We start from the raw sequence: 16,477 nt of genomic DNA, 5'->3' as shown, positions 1-16,477 counted from the left end.
CGTGAGCGCTTTTTGCGAAAGACGAAAGCGGGCATACTTTGTTGCTGTGATTGATTGCAATCTGAACCAACAAAGGAGTAATGATGCGAGTGTTTTTGACAGGTGCGGCAGGTTTCATCGGCAGTTCCATCGCGGCGGGCCTCGTGCGCGCCGGCCACCAGGTCACGGGCCTGGTGCGCAAGCCGGAACAGGTGGCCGAGCTGGCCAGCATCGGCGTACACGGCATCGTCGGCACGCTCAATGATCGCGAACTGCTCATCGAGCAGGCGCAGGCGGCCGATGCCGTCATCAATGCGGCCAGCAGCGACCACCGGGCCGCCGTGGAAGCCATCATCGAAGCGCTGGCGGGCACGAACAAGGTGTTTCTGCACACCAGCGGCTCATCCATCGTCGGCGACGCCTCGGGCGGCGAGGGCACAGAGCAGATTTATTACGAAGACAAGTTGCCGGCGCCCACGGCCGACAAGGCGGCACGGGTCGCCATCGATGAGCTGGTGCTGGCCAGTGCAAACAAGGGCGTGCGCGCCAGCGTGCTGTGCAACACCCTGATCTACGGCCATGGCGCCTTGCCGCGCGACAGCGTGCAATTGCCCCGCCTGTTGAAACAGGCGCGCAAGAGCGGCATCGTGCGCCACGTGGGGCCGGGCCGCAATAGTTGGTCGAACGTGCATATCGACGACGTCGTCAGCCTGTATCTGCTGGCGCTGGAAAAATCCCCGGCCGGCACGTTTTATTTCGTCGAAGCGGGCGAGGCGGTTTTCCGCGACATGACGGCCGCCATCGCCACGGCACTGGACCTGGGACCCGCGCAGGACTGGCCGCTGGCCGAGGCGATTGCCGAATGGGGTTACGAGATGGCGTCGTACGGCCTCGGCTCCAATAGCCGCGTGCGCGGCGCACGGGCGCGCACCCTGCTGGGCTGGCAGCCGCAGGGGCCATCGGTGCTGGAGTGGATCAAGCACGACATGCTCCAGCCGCCGCACGCCATCGCCGTTTGATGCAGCTCAGCAAAAGCGCATCTGTGTGCGCTAGCGAACGGTGCTGTTTGGCGATCGGGAGTATGATGGCGTTGCTTGGTTGAGACGCACTGCCGTGAAGTTGGCGGCATGTTCGATCTTCCAGCAGGTCAGCCGGTCGCCTCAAGGATCGGCACCAGATTCTTGCCGTCGGCGCACTCGCGCCGTGCGGCTGCGCGCTGCAACTCCAGGTCGCGGTGTGTACCGCGAACCCTTTCAAGGCCGGCCTAGCCGGTCTTTTTTTATCTGTCGTTTGCCTGTTGTTTCCTCCGCCACGCCATTCACCGCCACCTGTCCGCCATTCGCCGAAGCGGTGTTTTCCCCTAGCCGAATTCCGCGTATCTTTACGATCAACCAACTTCAAGGGGCGACCGTGAAACCTGAACCAGCTTATTGCCGCCGTACCCAGCTGCTGTGGGGCGTGCTGCTGATCGCCATCGGCGCCGTCATCCTGCTGGACCGGCTCGATGTGATCTATCTCCGCGATTACTATGCACTATGGCATTATTGGCCGCTGATACTGGTGCTCTTCGGCCTGAACAAATTGCTCACGCCCGTGTCCGCCAAGCAGGTGTTGAGCGGCCTGTGGCTGATCTTCTTCGCCGCCTGGTGGTATGTGTCGTATGAAGAACTATGGAATCTGAGTTTTTATAGTAGCTGGCCCGCCTTGCTGATCGCCTGGGGCGTGGGCCTGGTGCTGGAACCGCTGCTGAACAAACATTTTATTGCCTACCGGGAGTCCGAGCATGAAAAATAAACCACCGCTGCACTCGCCATCGCAGATCGTGCTGGGCGTCATCGTCATCGGCCTGGGGCTGCTGTTCCTGCTCGATAACCTGGGCTTCATCAATGTGCGCTATACCTTCCGTTTCTGGCCCACCATCCTCATCATTTTCGGCTTGCTGAAAATTTCGCAAAGCCATACCCGCTCCGGCTACATCCTTGGCGGTGTGATGGTCTTGCTGGGCCTGAGCTGGACCTTGAAAGCCATGGGCTTGTTGTATATCAATTGGAGCATGCTGTGGCCGCTGCTCATCATTGCCGCTGGCGTGGCCGTGGTGTCGAAGTCCTTGCCCGGCGCACAGCAGCGGCAGCGGCGCCGGCACTTTGCCGCGCCGCCCGACGGCGGCGCTGCGCCTGACGCATTCGGCCAGGCCAGGAATGGCGCCGTTTCTCTGGACAAGGACGCCGCCGATGCCACTGCGGCACCCGGCGCCGGCGGCCAGGCGGACGACGACAGCATCATCGAAGTGACGGCCATCCTGGGCGGCTATGTGCGGCGCGTGTCGTCGCAGCGCTTCAGGGGCGGCGATATCAACGTCATCATGGCCGGCTGCGAAATCGACTTGCGCCAGGCGTCGATCGAAGGCGAAGCCGTGCTCAACGTATTTGCCTTGTGCGGCGGCGTCACCATCAAGATTCCGCCCGACTGGAGCGTCGTGCTGCAGGGCACGCCCATCCTCGGCGGCTTCGAAGAAAAGACCATCGTGCCGCCGAACCAGAACAAGCGTTTGTACGTGACGGGTTACGCCATCATGGGCGGCCTGGAAATCCGCAACTAGGCGCGCATGTCGGCGTCCTTGTCGAAGCGGCGCGGCGCCGTGGTGGTGTTCCTGGTGTGCGTCGCGCTGGGCCTGGCGCTGGCGTTCATCCTGGCCAGGGTGGCCCATGCGCCCTGGCTCAACGCCGTGCTGCTGGTGGTGCCCGCCACGCTCGTGTATGCGATCGGCTCGGGGTTTTCCGCGTTTTACCTGTGCCGCGCCTACCCCTTGCACGTCCGCCATCCTCTCGCCATTGCCGGCGTGATGAGCGTGGCGGCCCTGTTCGCGGGCTTGCTGTGGGCTACCCTGCTGCAATTTTTGAATAGCGTCAGCCTGTTGCCGGACGTGCGCTGGCTGGGCGTGAGCCTGACGCCATCGCTGCTGGCCCTGTTCTTCGGCCTGGGCACGCTGCTGTATTGCCTGGCCGCCGCCGTGCATTATCTGTTGCTCGAATTCGTGCGCGCCAGGATGGCCGAACAGCGGGGGCTGGAAGCGCAATTGATGGCGCAGGAAGCGCAATTGCGCATGCTGCGCACGCAGATCGATCCGCATTTCCTGTTCAACAGCCTGAACTCCATCAGCGCCCTGACGTCCATCAATGCGGCGGGCGCGCGCCAGATGACGGTGCAACTGGCCAGTTTCTTCCGCCAGAGCCTGAGCCTGGAAGCGCACAAGCACATTACCGTGGAACAGGAACTGGTGCTGATCCGCCACTTTCTCGCCATCGAACAAGTGCGTTTCGGCGCACGACTGCAAGTGGCGGAAAGCATCGACGCCGGCGCGCTGGCCTGCCTGCTGCCGCCCATGCTGATACAGCCGCTGGTGGAAAATGCCGTCAAGCATGGCATCTGCGGCTTGACGGAGGGTGGCCTGATCGCCATCGAGGTGCGGCGCGTGGGCAGCCTGCTGCAGATTGCCGTGCGCAACCCGGTCGATGCGGATCAGGGGCCGGCGCGCGGCAATGGCGTAGGGCTGGAGAACGTGCGCCAGCGCCTGGCCGGCGCGTATGGCCACGAGGCCAGCGTGCACTGGGGCCGGCGCGACGGCCATTTCGAAGTGATGATTTCCATGCCGGCGCAGACCGGCGACACGGAGGAAGCATGATGCAGGCAAGAATGCGCGTGGCCATCGTCGACGATGAAGCGCTGGCGCGCGGCGTGTTGCGCGAATATCTGGCGCGCCATGACGATATCGACATCGTGGCCGAATGCGCCAACGGCTTCGACGCCGTCAAGGCCATCGCGGAACTGGCGCCGGAGCTGGTGTTCCTCGACATCCAGATGCCGCGCCTGGACGGCTTTGAAGTGGCCGAGCTGATCGGCGCGAAGACAAAGCTGATCTTTGTTACCGCCTACGACCAGTATGCCCTGAAGGCGTTCGAATGCCATGCCCTGGACTACCTGCTGAAACCGTTCAGCGAACAGCGCTTCGACCAGGCGCTGGCCCATGCGCGCGCCAACCGCGGCACGCCCGAAGCTGTGCAAACGCTGGCGCGCGAGGCGGCCACGCGCGCCGCACCTTTGGCCCGCGTGCTGATCCGCGATGGCGCCAAGGTCCACGTGATCGCCAGCGCGCGCATCGATTACATCGAGGCGCAGGACGATTACATCAGCATCCGTTCCGAGGGCAAGTCCTACCTGAAAAGCCAGCGGCTGTCGGAGCTGGAAGCCCAGCTCGATCCTGCCAAGTTCCTGCGCGTGCACCGGTCGTACCTGCTCAATATCGACGGCATCCGCCGCATCGAGGCGGCGACCAAAGACAGCCACGTGGCCATCTTGCGCGACGATACGCGGATCCCCGTGAGCAAGGCGGGCTACCAGAAGCTGAGATTATTGGTGGGTTAGCATTTTCTGTGGCATAGATGCATAATCATCTATGCATGATATCATCCGGAGGTGATGGTGAATGCGCCGAGGACATGGCCGGTTACGTTTCACGATGACTTCGATGCGGAATTCGATGCTCTGCCGATAGATGTCCAGGATGAATTGCTGGCGAGTGCCGATGCGCTGTCGAAGCTGGGCCCGGCTGCTGGGCGTCCTCATGTTGGGACGTTGAAGAATCCTAAACACCCGAACATGAAAGAGCTGCGTTTCAAGGCCAATAACGGGGCAGAGGTGTGGCGCGCGGTCTTTGCTTTCGATAACCGGCGAGAGGCGGTGATTCTGGTTGCGGCAGCCAAGCAGGGTGTCGACGAGGACAAGTTTTACAGGGATTTGTTGTTCAAGGCAAATGCACGTTACGAGCAACACCTCAAAAACCTGACCACGGCGAAAGCAAGGCAGGGCAAAGGCAGGGGATGATTTTAGGAACAGGAGTTTGCGATGGGAAGAAATCTGAACGATGTGATCCACAGTTTGCCAGCCGAGCGGCAGGCAAAAATTGCGGTTCTGTCCCAGGAAAAAATGCAGGAAATGATAGCGCACGCTGCCACGCTGACGGATTTCCGCAAAGCAGTGGGCAAGACCCAGGCGGAGGTCGCCAAGGAGCTCGGGATTCAACAGCATGCTGTTTCCCAACTGGAAAAGCGTACTGATACCTATGTCTCGACCTTGCGCCGGTTTCTGCAATCGCTGGGCATGACATTGGAGATGTCGGTCGTTGCGCAAAACGGCGTTCGTATCGAACTGCAGAATTTTCCGCGTAGCCAAGAAGTTGATGCCGATGTCCATGACAGTGCGCTTGCTGCTCCTGCAACGCCCCCAGGAAAGCGGAAAACCGGCGTGTCGCGCAAGCGGGCTGGCAACACCTGAAGAGATTACCTGCGTGCTATCCGCCAGCGAGCTGCACATCCCACCACGTGGGGAGCAGCTGGCGGATTTCCGGCCGCGAAAAGCGGTCGTCGATCAGATAGACGACACCCTTGTCCGACTGTGTGCGGATGACCCTGCCGGCCGCCTGCACCACTTTTTGCATGCCCGGATACAGATACGTGTAGTCGTAGCCGGCGCCGAAGAGGTCGCCCATGCGCTGGCGGATCTGCTCGTTGACGGGATTGATCTGTGGCAAACCCAGGGTGGCGATGAAGGCGCCGATCAGGCGCGCGCCGGGCAAGTCGATGCCTTCGCCAAACGCGCCACCGAGCACGGCAAAGCCGATGCCGCGCGTGTCCAGGCCGAAGCGGCCCAGGAATTGCGCGCGGGCAGCGTCATCCATGCGGCGCGGCTGCTGCCAGAGGGGCACGTCCGGGTAATGCTGGGCAAACAGCGTGGCCGTCTTTTCCATGTAATCAAAGCTGCTGAAGAAAGCCAGGTAATTGCCCGGCGTTTCCGCGTATTGCTTCGCCATCAGCTGGGCGATGGGCAGCAGCGAGGCGGCGCGGTGCTGGTAGCGCGTGGAAATGGTGTCGGCCACGCGCACGGACAATTGCTCCGCCTGGAACGGCGACTCCACATCGACCCAGGCCGTGTCGGCCGGCATGCCCAGCGTGTCGCTGTAGTAATTCCACGGACTCAGGGTGGCGGAAAACAGGGCCGTGCTGTGGCTGGCCGCGAAGCGTTCCTTGAGAAACGGCGCCGGGACGATGTTGCGGATGCACACAGTGCTACCCGTGTCAGTCTTGCTGACGTCGAACAGCGAATGCGCGCCAAAGCTCTCCGCCAGGCGGTTGATCAGCAGCACGTCGAAATAAAAGCGCTGCAAGTCTTCATCGAGCGCCGCCGCGTGTTCGGCCAGGTAATCGCCGATGGCCGTGGCCACGCCTTGCAGCGCGCCAAAGAATTTCTCGGGCAAGGCCGGATGCACGTGGTAATCGCCATCCTGTTCCTTCAGCAAGGCCGTCCACTGGCGCGAGAGGCGGTCCAGCGGCTTTTTCAAGGCGTCGGGCGCAAACTTGCGCAGCAGCTTCAGGTCGATCTGCGCCAGCTCGGCCGAATACATGCTGCGCGCGCGCGACACCATATTGTGCGCCTCGTCGACCAGCACGTTGACTTTCCAGTCGTGGGCCAGGGTCATGCCGTACAACATGGCGCTGAGGTCGAAATAGTAATTGTAGTCGCCGATGACGACGTCGCTCCAGCGCGCCAGTTCCATGCCCAGATAGTAGGGGCAAATACCCTGCTGCAAGGCGATGGCGCGCACGGCTTCCTTATCCAAAATCAAGCCGCTGGTCAGCGCCACCTCGCGCGCCAGCGGCAAGCGGTCATAAAAGCCCTTGGCCAGCGGGCACGATTCGCCGTGGCAGGCTTTGTCGGGATGCTCGCAGGCGCTGCTCTTGGCGCTCAGTTCCAGCACCCTCAAGGGCAGCAGCGGCGCGCTATCTTTCAAGATGGCGCAGGCGTCGAGCGCCATTTGCCGGCCCGGCACCTTGGCGGCCAGGAAAAACAGTTTATCGAGGCCATGCGCGGCCGTGGCCTTCAGCATGGGGAACAGGCTGCCCACCGTCTTGCCGATGCCGGTGGGCGCCTGCGCCAGCAAGCCGCAGCCGCGGCTGCTGGCCTTGTACATGGCTTCGGCCAGCTGGCGCTGGCCCGGGCGAAAGTTTGCATGGGGAAAGACCATGCTGCTGAGCTGCGCGTCGCGGCTGGCGCGGTGCGCCAGCTCCTGCTCGGCCCAGTCGAGGAAGAGCGCGCAATGCTGTTCGAAGAACAGACGCAGCGCCTCGGCCGTGCATTCCTCGTGCATGAGCGTTTCCTTCTGGCTGGCGATGTCGAAATACACGAGCGCCACGCGCAGCATGGGCAGATTCAGCTGCCGGCACAGCAAATGGCCGTAGATGCGCGCCTGCGCCCAGTGCAGCTGGCGGTGGTTGGCGGGCATGGCATCTAGGTCGCCCCGGTAGGTCTTGATTTCTTCCAGCTGGCGCCGCGCCGGGTCGTAGCCATCGGCGCGGCCGCGCACGTGCAAAGGCCCAAAGTCGCCGCACAGGCTGATTTCGCGCTGGTAATCGTCGTCGCGCCGGCCCGTGACGGTGGCGTGGCCGGCCATGCCTTCCTGCGCCGTGGGGGACGGCGTGAAGCGCAAGTCCAGGTCGCCCACCTTGGCCGTGAATTCGCACAGGGCGCGCACGGCGATCGTGTACCTGCTGGCGCTCATGTGGCCACCTGCCATTGCAGGTAGCAGACGCTGACGGGCATGGCGTGCTCGGCGCAATACGCGATCCAGCGCAGCTGGTTGTCTTGCAGGCGGTCGCCCGGACCCTTGACTTCGATCATGCGGTAGCGTCGCTCGGCCGGCCAGAACTGGATCAGGTCGGGAAAGCCGCTGCGGTTGCTTTTGATGTCGAGCAAGATGCGCTCGAACGCTTTCTTCAGGTGCTTGGCCGGGATGCAGGCCAGCGCCAGGTCCAGCAAGCCGTCGTCGAGCACCTCCCAGCTGACGAAGGGCGAGACGATGCCGTGCTTGGCCGCAAGCGTGGCGCGTATCGTCGCTGGATAAGTGCCGTCGTCCAGCTGCGCCAGGCAGGCGGCAAAGTCCAGGCTGCGGCGCTGGTAAAAATCGGCGCTGTGCAAGTCGGCCGGGCCACGGTGGAACGGGTGGAAGAAGGCGCCCGGCATGGCTTTGAAGATGGCGGGCCAGCACAGCAGGCCGAACAGCGAGTTGATCAGGGTGTTTTCCACGTAATACACGGGTGCGTCGTCCTGCATCAGATGCTGCTGCACCACGCCTTCGACATAGCACGCTTGTTCAGGATACGGTAGCAGCAGGTCGATGCGCTCGACGCTGGCCGCCGCGTTGGCCGCCTGTTTCGCATGGCCCAGCTTGCGCCGCAAACGGGGCGCCATGCGCAGCAGCAATTGCTGTTCCGCTTCGCTTTCCGGCGCGGCCAGCGCGAGCGTCAATCGCTCATAGGCCGCTTGCGGCTGCTCATCTTTTTCCAGCACGCGGATGGCGCGGCCGCGCGCGCCCGGATAGCGGCAATCGGCGTAGGCGCGGTAGGCGGCCGGCCAGTCCTGGCATTTCTCCAGGTGCTGGGCGATCTGGAAGCGCAGCTTGTCGCGCCGGCTGGCCAGCCAGGTATTGTCCTCGGACAAGGGCAGCGCCGCCAGCTCCTGCAGCACCTCGTCGGCCGGCGCGCTGTCGTTGTAGCGTTCGCGGCACTGGTACAGCACTTCGTAGTGCTCGATATCCTGGCGCGTGCGAAAGCCGCGCGAAGCGGGCGAAAATTCCACTTTTTCGTATTGATACACGCCGAGGTCGGACAGCACGAATTCCGACCAGTCCTGGTGATAGTTGCCAAAGTAAATCAGGCGCAGGCGGTCACACAGCGCTTGCAGGCCGATGCGGTACAGCACGTCGCCGGAGGCCGGATGCCAGGCGGAAAACGGTTTATTTTCCGCATGCAGTGCGCGCAAGGCGTCGAGCTGCTCGGCCTTGCGCGCCGCCTTCAGGGGCGCGGCGAGGCCGAAGGCCTGGGCGATCTCCCCTTTCAGCAGCAGCTCGAACAGTGCATCGAGCGAGATGGCGGGATCGGCCTCGACCCAGCCTGTTGCCAGCAAGGGCAGGGCGGCGGCGCGCGTGTCGCCGATTTCCGGGTAATTGAGCTTGCTGGCGCGAAACAGGCAACCCTTGCGCATGACGAGGCGCACGAACAGCGCCCGCGACGGCTGCGGCAATGCGCCGAATGCGGCGATGAACTGCGTTTCCTCAAGACTCAGCAGATCGGCGTAACGCGCGCTGATCCAGTTCAGCACGTCCTGGAAATTGTCCAGATAGTACAGGGGATTTTCCAGGACTCTCAGCATGGGGATGGTAATAGGGCAAGTGGCAAGGCGATGATTTTTACTGTGTTTATATACAGTTTAAACCTTCCGCCGCCGCTTGCCCAGCGAATTATGTTCAGCCAGCCGTGCTGTAGGCGAAACAGCTGTCGAACCTTTCGTAGGGAATCAGTTCGGCGCGCAGGCTGGCCAGCTCGGTATCGGTCAGCAAGCCCCGATGCGCTTCCTTGCGGCCCTTCGGCAGCGGCACCTCGTAATCGATGATGTCCCTGGCCAGCAGCGTTTGCAGGATTTGCGCCTGTTCCGGCGTCAGGTAGCGCGCATGCGTGCCCAGTGTGTTTGCCAGCTGTTCCTTGAATTCCTCGTCGCTGACCTCGTTGTACGTGTCCTGGTCGGCCATACTGCTTAACAACATGTGAAACAAGAAGTCGTGCAGGTTTTTCGCCAGGTACTGGGCTGCATTCTGGTCATGCCACAGCAGCACGATGGGCGTTTCGCCATCGTGCTGGCTGGAAGCGAAAAAACAGTAATGGTCGCCCGCGCCCGTTTGCGCGAAGGGAATGAAGCGGAAGGCGGGGTCGATCCGCCGGTAATCATCGGGGTCGGCCAGTTCTTCCATGGCTGCCGCTACGGCCTTGACGCTCAACAATTCGAAATCGTCGGCATGCAGCAGCAGGGTGGGTTTATCTTTTAATGTGGGATAGACCAGCTTGTACCAGTCGGGGCCATATTCGCCCACGGCCAGCATGGCGTCGCGCTCCAGTTGGCGGTACAGCGAAGGGTAAGTAAAGCCGTGTTGCTGTTCCATTTCTGACAGTATCATGTTTGCCCTGTTCAACGTCATTCATGTTGGCATGATAGCCGAGGCGATGTCTGGCACGCTTCACGGCGGTAATGATGGGCATCATTCATAAACATTTAAGTTTGCTGGTGTGGCATGGTCACGTATGCTTGCCAGATTAAAATCCGCCAAACCCGCATGAAAAACATCATCCTGATTTCCGCCGCCTGTCTGCTGGCGCTGCTGTCGACCATCGGCGCCTCGCTGCCCTATCCGATCCTGCCGCCGCTGTTCGCCGCCGAGGCACCGAATGCCTTCAATAATTTTCTCGGCTTGCCGTCCAAATTGCTGTTCGGTCTGGCGCTGACCATCAACCCGCTGGGCTTGCTGATCGGCTCGGCCCTGCTGGGGCCGCTGTCGGACCGCTATGGCCGCCGTCCCTTGCTGATGCGCACGGCCGTGGGCGCCGCCATCGGCCATGCGATCACGGCCTGGGCGCTGGTGATCCAGTCCTATCCGCTGTTCATCGTGGCCCGTTTCATCACCGGTTTGCTGGAGGGAAATGGCGCCGTGGCGCGCGCCATGCTGGCCGACCAGCTGACGGGGCCGTTGCGCCTGCGTGCCATGTCCTGGCTGAATGGCGCGTTTTACTTGGGCTGGCTGGTGGGCCCGATCCTGGCGGGCGCGACCCTGCATTGGGGTGTGACGGTGCCGTTCTGGATTGCCGCCGCCGCCCTGATGCTCGTCGCCGTGCTGGTGGCCGTGGGCTTGCCGCGCGAAACGCCTTCGCTCTTGACGACGTCGTGGTGGCAGGTCGCGCGCGACCGCCATTCGCTGAACTTGCTGCGCCATGAAGAGCTGCGCACCCTGTTCATCGTGCAGCTGGCGCTGACCTGCGGCGTGGCCAGTTTTTACGAGTTTTATCCGCTGTGGCTGGTCGAGACGGCCGCTTACCGTGCGCAGGAGATTGCCTGGGTGAATGTGGGCCTGTGCGGCACGATGACTATCACCTCCTTGCTGGCGGGCGGTCCCAGCCGCCATGCGCCCTTGCTGCGCGCCAGCTGGTATGCCTGTGGCGTGGCGCTGGCCGTAGGCGTGCTGGCGCTGGGCAATATCTGGGTGGGCATCGCCGCCATCGTGCTGTTCGGCATTCCGAATGCGTTGTACAACACGGTGATCCAGGGCTGGTGCGCCGAGCGCTTCAGTGCGCACGGGCAGGGTGCCGTGATGGGCTTGCTGGCCACCACCTTTTGCATCGCCAACATCATCGTCGCCCTGAGCGGTTCCGTGCTGACCCTGATCGACACGCGGCTGATCCTCGTCGCGGGCGCCGTGTCCGCCGCCTGGGCCGCGTGGCGCATGGCCGCCTGGCGCCGGCAGCTGGACGGCGCCGTGGGCGCGAAGGCCTGCCAGGATGTATGCAGCTAGGAGCTGCTTATCTTTCGGCGGGTATTGGGGGGCGGCGAATATCTGCTGGAGGGGGGGGACTGGATCGTGCCGGTGGATGTGTCGTCGGCCGGGTTGTAGGTCGGGTTAGCGCTGCGCGCGTAACCCGACATCACCATTAGCGCCAACAATGCGTCGGATTACGCGCGGCGTTGCCGCGCTAATCCGACCTACATCGCTTACTTTTTGGCAGCCTTCGGCTTGGCCGCTGGCGCCGCCTTTTCAGCCGCGGCTTGTGCGCCCGCCGTGGCCTGCGCCACTTGCGCGCTCGCTTTGGCAATTTGATCTTCCACGGTTTTCACGGCCTGTTTCGTGGCCTTGGTGACTTGCTCGTAGCCGAGGAAGGCATTGTCGATCGCGGCCTTGACGATGGCCACGGCGTTTTCCGAGCCTGGCGGCACGTTTTTCGTGACGTCGTAGATCAGGGCGCTCAGATTGCTTTTCGCTTCGGCCACGTGGGCTTCGGCGGCCGTGGTGAATTCCGTGTGGATTTCCTTGATGATGTCGTCGAGTTGCTGTTTATACGCTTTCGCGCCGGCCACGCCCGGTTGCAGCTGGGCAGCGGCGGCGGCCATGGCGGCCTTCGGATCCTTGGCCTGGCTGATTTCCTTGCCGGCGGCAAGGCCATCCTCGATGCCGGACTTGGCGGTGGCCATGTTCAATGCCAGCACCTGTTCCACGCCTTGCACGGCCTTGGAGGTGAGGGTGTTGAAGGTCATCAGCTGGAATTCAAACAGGGCCTTGGTGGCCGATGCGAATTGTTCGGGATTCGTAAACATGTGGTCTCCTCGGTTTGAATAGATACGTTCTTATCGTTCCATACTCTTTCGACGCCGCAATGCCATCGCTTGCTCTCAAGCCGGTGCCCCGTGTGGTCATGTCCCCATTATTTAACAAGCGCCGGTTTTTCGCAACGGCTATCTTTGTAGGGGCCAGAGGCCAGTTCCCAGCCAAATCCCAAGGTCGATTGGGCGCACGACAGGGTGCCGTCGATCTTGCTGCGCCACTGGTACCAGGGCGCCGGTCCGGCCATTGCGCAGGCGCAAGCGGCCAGCAGGGCCGTGGCGATCAGGTATTTCATAGGTGCTCCGAAAGAAAAGCCTGCGGGCATTGTAGCGCGCCTGCCATTCAGGGGGCGGGCGACTGCGGCGCCGCGGCGGGCAGTTGCAGGGTGAAGGTGGTGCCGCTGCCGGCGCCGGTGCTGCTGATGGCGTCGATATGGCCGCCCAGCACGCCCGTGACGATGTTGTGCGCCACGTGCAAGCCCAGGCCCGAGCCGCCCGAGCCGAGCTTGGTCGTGAAGAAGGGGTCGTAGACATGCACGAGGTCGTCGGCGGCGATGCCCACGCCCGTGTCGGCAATCGACAGGGTGATCGTCTGCCCGTCGTCGCTGCCGCGCGCCGTGATGGCGATGGTGCCGCCGCTGCGGCCCTCGAAGGCATGGCGCAGGCAGTTTTCCAGCAGGTTGCTCAGCACCTGGCCCAGCGGACCGGGATAGCTGTCCATGGCCAGGCCGTCCGGCACGTCTTGCGTCAGGCTCAGGCCGGCGGCCTTGAGGGGCGTGGACATGGGCAGCATCAGTTCGGCGACGAACTGGCGCAGCAGGAAGTGGCGCCGCTGCGAGCTGGCGCGGTCGACGGCGATCTGCTTGAAGCTTGAGACGAGGTCGGCGGCGCGCTGCAGGTTGCGCAGCATGATGGCGTCCGCTTCGCTGGCCTGGGTCAGGTAGGCGCCCAGTTCGGAGCGGCGCAAGCCATCGAGGAAGCTGGCCTGGATTTCGCGCGTGCGCTCGGCCATCGTGGTGGCCACCACCAGGCCGTTGCCGATCGGCGTATTGAGTTCATGCGCGATGCCGGCCACCAGCGCGCCGAGCGCGGCCAGCTTGTCGCGGCGCACCAGTTCTTCTTGCGTGATGGACAGGTTTTCCAGCGCGGCGGCCAGTTCCAGGTTGGTTTGCTCCGACTGCTCCTTGGCCTGCGTCAGGGCCGCCGTGCGTTCGGCCACCAGCTCTTCGAGGTGGGCGCGGTGGCGCTGCAGTTCGCGTTCGTGGCGCATGCGACTGATGGCGATGCCGGCCAGGTCGGTCGCCGTGTCGATCAGTTCCAGGTCGCGCGCATCGGGCTGGCGCACTTCGCGGTAGTACATGGCGAAGGAACCGAGGACGCTGCCATCCTGGCCGAAGATGGGGCGCGACCAGCAGGCGCGCAAGCCGAACGGTGCGGCCAGCTCGCGGTAGGGCGCCCACAGCGGATCGCGCATGATGTCGCTGACCACCACCGGTTCGCGCAGGAACATGGCCGTGCCGCAAGAACCCACGCCGGGGCCGATGGCCACGCCTTCGAGCAGGGCCATGTAGTCGGGCGGCAGGCTGGGGCCGGCCGCGCTGTGCATGTGGATGCCGTCGTCGTCGAGCAGCATGATGGAGCACAGCACGCCGCGCGACTGGCCTTCGATCATCAGCAGCAGCTGGTTCAGTGTGGGGATCAGGGGCGCGCCCTTGGCGACCATTTCCAGCAAGGTACTCTGGCCCGCGCGCATCGCGTCGGCGAGGTTGCGTTCGGTCAAGTCGATGATGCGCGCATGCACGAGTTGGCGGCCCGGCACGGACAAGCGCATCAGCCGGATTTCGCAGGCGATCGCGTCGCCGTCGCGGTGGCGGCAGCTGGCGCGGAAGACGACGATCTTGCCTTGCAGGGTATCGCGGATCTTGTCTTCCAGCAGTTGCGGCGAGGCGAGGCCATCGTCCTGATGGGTGGGGAACAGCGGCTCCATGCCGCCTTGCAGCAGCTCGGCCAGCGGCATGCCGAACAATTCTTCGGCCAGGCGGTTGGCGTCGATCAGCAGGCGGTTGTCGATATCGAACAGCAGCACGGCGTCGGGCGAGCCGGCCAGGATGGAGTGGTAATTGACTTCCAGCGTTTGCGGATGCAGGGGGCGCGGTGGCGTGGCAAGGGTGGCGGAAGGGCGGGCGGCGGGCGCATCGGCCTTGTGCAGCGCCAGTTCCATGAGAATTTTTTCCGCCACGTCGCGCGCATTGAAGGGCATCTTGATGTAGTCGGAAGCACCGGCGCCCACGCTGCGGCCCTGTTCCTCGGCGCTGGGGGTGGCCGACATCAGCAGCAGGGGCACGCCGTGGCGTCCGCCCGCATTGCGCAGGCGCATGCAGGTGGCGCCGATATTCGTGCCGGCCAGGGCCGCGTCGAGCAGGATCAGGTCCGTGCCGCCGGCCGCCAGTTCCACGCCTTCGTCGATATCGCCCGCCAGTCCCGTGCCCAGATTGTGCCGGTCCAGCACATACAGCAGTTCGCGCACATCATTCGGCGAATTGCTCACCAGTAGCACGTTGGCCCGGTCGGCGATGGAAGAAATCAACTGATTCATGGTGTCGCGTCCTTACGCGTAGTGTGAGGCTAGTATTACATCAAGGCAAGGAGGAGTAAACGATAATTCTTGATGGTCAAAAGCAATGCGTTTGTGCGCCGTGCTACGCTGCGTTTGGTGCGTACGGCAGCGCGAGTTCGGCGCGCGCCTGTTCGATGCGCGGATAATTATCCTCGATCCAGTCGACCAGCACGGCCAGGCGTTCGGCCGCCTCGCGTCCCAGCGGCGTGAGGCTGTATTCCACCTTGGGCGGTATCACCAGATATGCCTGGCGCAGCACGAAGCCGTCGCCCGCCAGCGCGTCCAGGGTTTGCGCCAGCATTTTTTCGCTGACGCCGCCCACTTCGCGGCGCAGTTCGCTGAAGCGCCGCGTGCCGCTCAAGAGCAATACCAGCACCAGCACGGCCCAGCGGCTGGTCAGGTGGCTGAGCACGGCGCGCGACGGGCAGGCGGCCGCCAGCAGGTGCGCTCCCTGGTTTTGCCGGGCGAGGGCGGCGCGCAGACTGGCGCCGGGAGTGTCTGTGGACATGATAGTTGGCCTTCGAAGGATGGTATTCAATAGTACTTACCAAAAGGTACGTACTTACAATAAGTAAGTAATAGTCCTATTATAGGGTTTTACCACTCACGTACCAAGGAGAAATCATGATCGTCATCACCGGCGCCACAGGCAAGCTGGGCCAGCACGTCATCGCCAGCCTGCTCGCATCCGTCCCCGCAGCGAACATCATCGCCGCCGTGCGCAATCCGGCCAAGGCAGCCAACCTGCTGGCACTGGGCGTGCAAGTGCGCCAGGCTGACTATAACGATGGCGCCAGCCTCGATGCGGCGTTCAAGGGCGCAACGAAAATCTTGCTGATTTCGTCGAGTGAAGTGGGGCAGCGCGCGCAGCAGCACCAGAACGTCATCGATGCGGCCAGGCGGGCCGGCGTGGCCTTGCTGGCTTACACCAGCGTGTTGCGCGCCGATACATCGCCGCTGGGCCTGGCCGCCGAGCACGTGATTACGGAAGCGGCGATTCGCGCGTCGGGCCTGCCGTACACTTTCCTGCGCAACGGCTGGTACCTGGAAAACCATACGGAACACCTGGCGCCCGTGCTCGAGCATGGTGTGGTGCTGGGCGCGGCGCAAAACGGGCGTTTTTCGTCCGCCGCGCGCGCTGATTACGCCGCCGCCGCCGCCGCCGTCCTGACGGCCGACAAACCGCAAGCCATCTATGAGCTCGCTGGCGACCAGGGCTTTACCCTGGCCGAGTATGCGGCCGAAGTGGCGCGCCAGTCGGGCAAGGCAATTGTGTATAAAGACTTGCCGCAGGCGGACTTCAAGGCGGCGCTGGTGAGTGTGGGCGTGCCGGAAGGCTTTGCCGACCTGCTGGCCGATTCCGATGCGGGTGCGGCCAATGGTGGTCTGGAAGACAATGGCAAGCAATTGAGCGCGCTGACAGGCCGTCCGACGACGCGCCTGCAAGACGGCGTGAAGGCGGCGCTGGCGAAATAAGGGGAGGGTGCCGCAGGTTGGGGAAACCGCGCGGCATTCTGTGTCCAGTCCTAAAATAGGTTGACAGTATTTACTGCTGTAGAAACGCCCGATGCACCGCATCGGGCGTTTTGTATTGCAAGGCCGTATGCGGCCGTTCCTGGTTATAGATGCGCA

At 63.2% G+C, this 16,477-nt stretch carries 16 protein-coding genes; 9 read left to right on the top strand and 7 right to left on the bottom strand.

The features are described 5' to 3' along the window. Positions 1–83: 83 nt before the first annotated feature. From ACP7DW_RS25925 to ACP7DW_RS25895, 7 genes are all read left to right on the top strand, one after another. The gene (locus tag ACP7DW_RS25925) at positions 84–998 is read left to right on the top strand and encodes an NAD-dependent epimerase/dehydratase family protein (RefSeq protein ID WP_426057402.1); all 915 of its coding nucleotides are present in this window, start codon (positions 84–86) and stop codon (positions 996–998) included. A gap of 391 nt (positions 999–1,389) precedes the next feature. Further along, the gene (locus tag ACP7DW_RS25920; protein ID WP_426057403.1) at positions 1,390–1,773 is read left to right on the top strand and encodes a LiaF transmembrane domain-containing protein; all 384 of its coding nucleotides are present in this window, start codon (positions 1,390–1,392) and stop codon (positions 1,771–1,773) included. Further along, positions 1,763–2,578, top strand: a complete 816-nt coding sequence (locus ACP7DW_RS25915; protein ID WP_426057404.1) for a LiaI-LiaF-like domain-containing protein — start codon at positions 1,763–1,765, stop codon at positions 2,576–2,578. The genes ACP7DW_RS25920 and ACP7DW_RS25915 overlap by 11 nt, the downstream gene beginning before the upstream one ends. 6 nt (positions 2,579–2,584) lie before the next feature. Continuing rightward, entirely contained in the window at positions 2,585–3,661 is a 1,077-nt protein-coding gene (locus tag ACP7DW_RS25910; RefSeq protein WP_426057405.1) for a sensor histidine kinase, read from the top strand. An 11-nt stretch (positions 3,662–3,672) separates the two neighbouring features. Beyond that, positions 3,673–4,401: a LytR/AlgR family response regulator transcription factor gene (locus tag ACP7DW_RS25905; protein WP_426057415.1), complete on the top strand. Its 729-nt coding sequence runs from the start codon at positions 3,673–3,675 to the stop codon at positions 4,399–4,401. A 54-nt stretch (positions 4,402–4,455) separates the two neighbouring features. Beyond that, the gene (locus tag ACP7DW_RS25900; protein ID WP_426057406.1) at positions 4,456–4,860 is read left to right on the top strand and encodes a type II toxin-antitoxin system RelE/ParE family toxin; all 405 of its coding nucleotides are present in this window, start codon (positions 4,456–4,458) and stop codon (positions 4,858–4,860) included. A gap of 21 nt (positions 4,861–4,881) precedes the next feature. Next, entirely contained in the window at positions 4,882–5,310 is a 429-nt protein-coding gene (locus ACP7DW_RS25895; RefSeq protein WP_426057407.1) for an XRE family transcriptional regulator, read from the top strand. Between the two features lie 16 nt (positions 5,311–5,326). Here ACP7DW_RS25895 and ACP7DW_RS25890 read toward each other — a convergent pair whose 3' ends face one another. The 3 genes from ACP7DW_RS25890 to ACP7DW_RS25880 form a co-directional block, all read right to left on the bottom strand. After that, entirely contained in the window at positions 5,327–7,591 is a 2,265-nt protein-coding gene (locus ACP7DW_RS25890; protein WP_426057408.1) for a helicase C-terminal domain-containing protein, read from the bottom strand. Then, positions 7,588–9,240, bottom strand: coding sequence for a VRR-NUC domain-containing protein (locus ACP7DW_RS25885; protein ID WP_426057409.1), 1,653 nt, complete (start codon positions 9,238–9,240; stop codon positions 7,588–7,590). Before ACP7DW_RS25885 ends, ACP7DW_RS25890 begins: the two co-directional genes overlap by 4 nt. A 94-nt stretch (positions 9,241–9,334) precedes the next feature. Beyond that, positions 9,335–10,039 (bottom strand): SMI1/KNR4 family protein, encoded by a 705-nt coding sequence (locus ACP7DW_RS25880; RefSeq protein ID WP_426057410.1) that lies wholly within the window; start codon positions 10,037–10,039, stop codon positions 9,335–9,337. A 156-nt stretch (positions 10,040–10,195) separates the two neighbouring features. Between ACP7DW_RS25880 and ACP7DW_RS25875 the strand changes: the two genes are divergently transcribed. Further along, positions 10,196–11,425 carry an MFS transporter gene (locus ACP7DW_RS25875; RefSeq protein ID WP_426057411.1) on the top strand — a complete coding sequence of 410 codons (1,230 nt, stop codon included), beginning with the start codon at positions 10,196–10,198 and terminating at the stop codon, positions 11,423–11,425. A 197-nt stretch (positions 11,426–11,622) separates the two neighbouring features. On the opposite strand, the gene phaP is transcribed toward ACP7DW_RS25875, so the two are convergent. The 4 genes from phaP to ACP7DW_RS25855 form a co-directional block, all read right to left on the bottom strand. Then, positions 11,623–12,222, bottom strand: a complete 600-nt coding sequence (phaP, locus tag ACP7DW_RS25870; protein ID WP_071078191.1) for a TIGR01841 family phasin — start codon at positions 12,220–12,222, stop codon at positions 11,623–11,625. A gap of 107 nt (positions 12,223–12,329) precedes the next feature. After that, positions 12,330–12,524, bottom strand: coding sequence for a hypothetical protein (locus ACP7DW_RS25865; protein WP_219134827.1), 195 nt, complete (start codon positions 12,522–12,524; stop codon positions 12,330–12,332). 47 nt (positions 12,525–12,571) lie between these two features. After that, complete coding sequence (locus ACP7DW_RS25860) at positions 12,572–14,824, bottom strand: ATP-binding protein (protein ID WP_426057412.1); 2,253 nt, start codon at positions 14,822–14,824, stop codon at positions 12,572–12,574. Between the two features lie 103 nt (positions 14,825–14,927). After that, positions 14,928–15,353: a winged helix-turn-helix transcriptional regulator gene (locus tag ACP7DW_RS25855; RefSeq protein ID WP_426057413.1), complete on the bottom strand. Its 426-nt coding sequence runs from the start codon at positions 15,351–15,353 to the stop codon at positions 14,928–14,930. Between the two features lie 116 nt (positions 15,354–15,469). Between ACP7DW_RS25855 and ACP7DW_RS25850 the strand changes: the two genes are divergently transcribed. Then, positions 15,470–16,321 carry an SDR family oxidoreductase gene (locus ACP7DW_RS25850; RefSeq protein WP_426057414.1) on the top strand — a complete coding sequence of 284 codons (852 nt, stop codon included), beginning with the start codon at positions 15,470–15,472 and terminating at the stop codon, positions 16,319–16,321. Positions 16,322–16,477: the final 156 nt, after the last annotated feature.

Origin of the sequence: Janthinobacterium sp. PSRC1-1 (assembly GCF_049897525.1) — a bacterium.
GTDB classification, from domain to species: Bacteria; Pseudomonadota; Gammaproteobacteria; order Burkholderiales; family Burkholderiaceae_D; genus Janthinobacterium; species Janthinobacterium tructae.
Note: the sequence above shows the minus strand (reverse complement) of the source record. Positions and strands in the feature narration are given on the sequence as shown.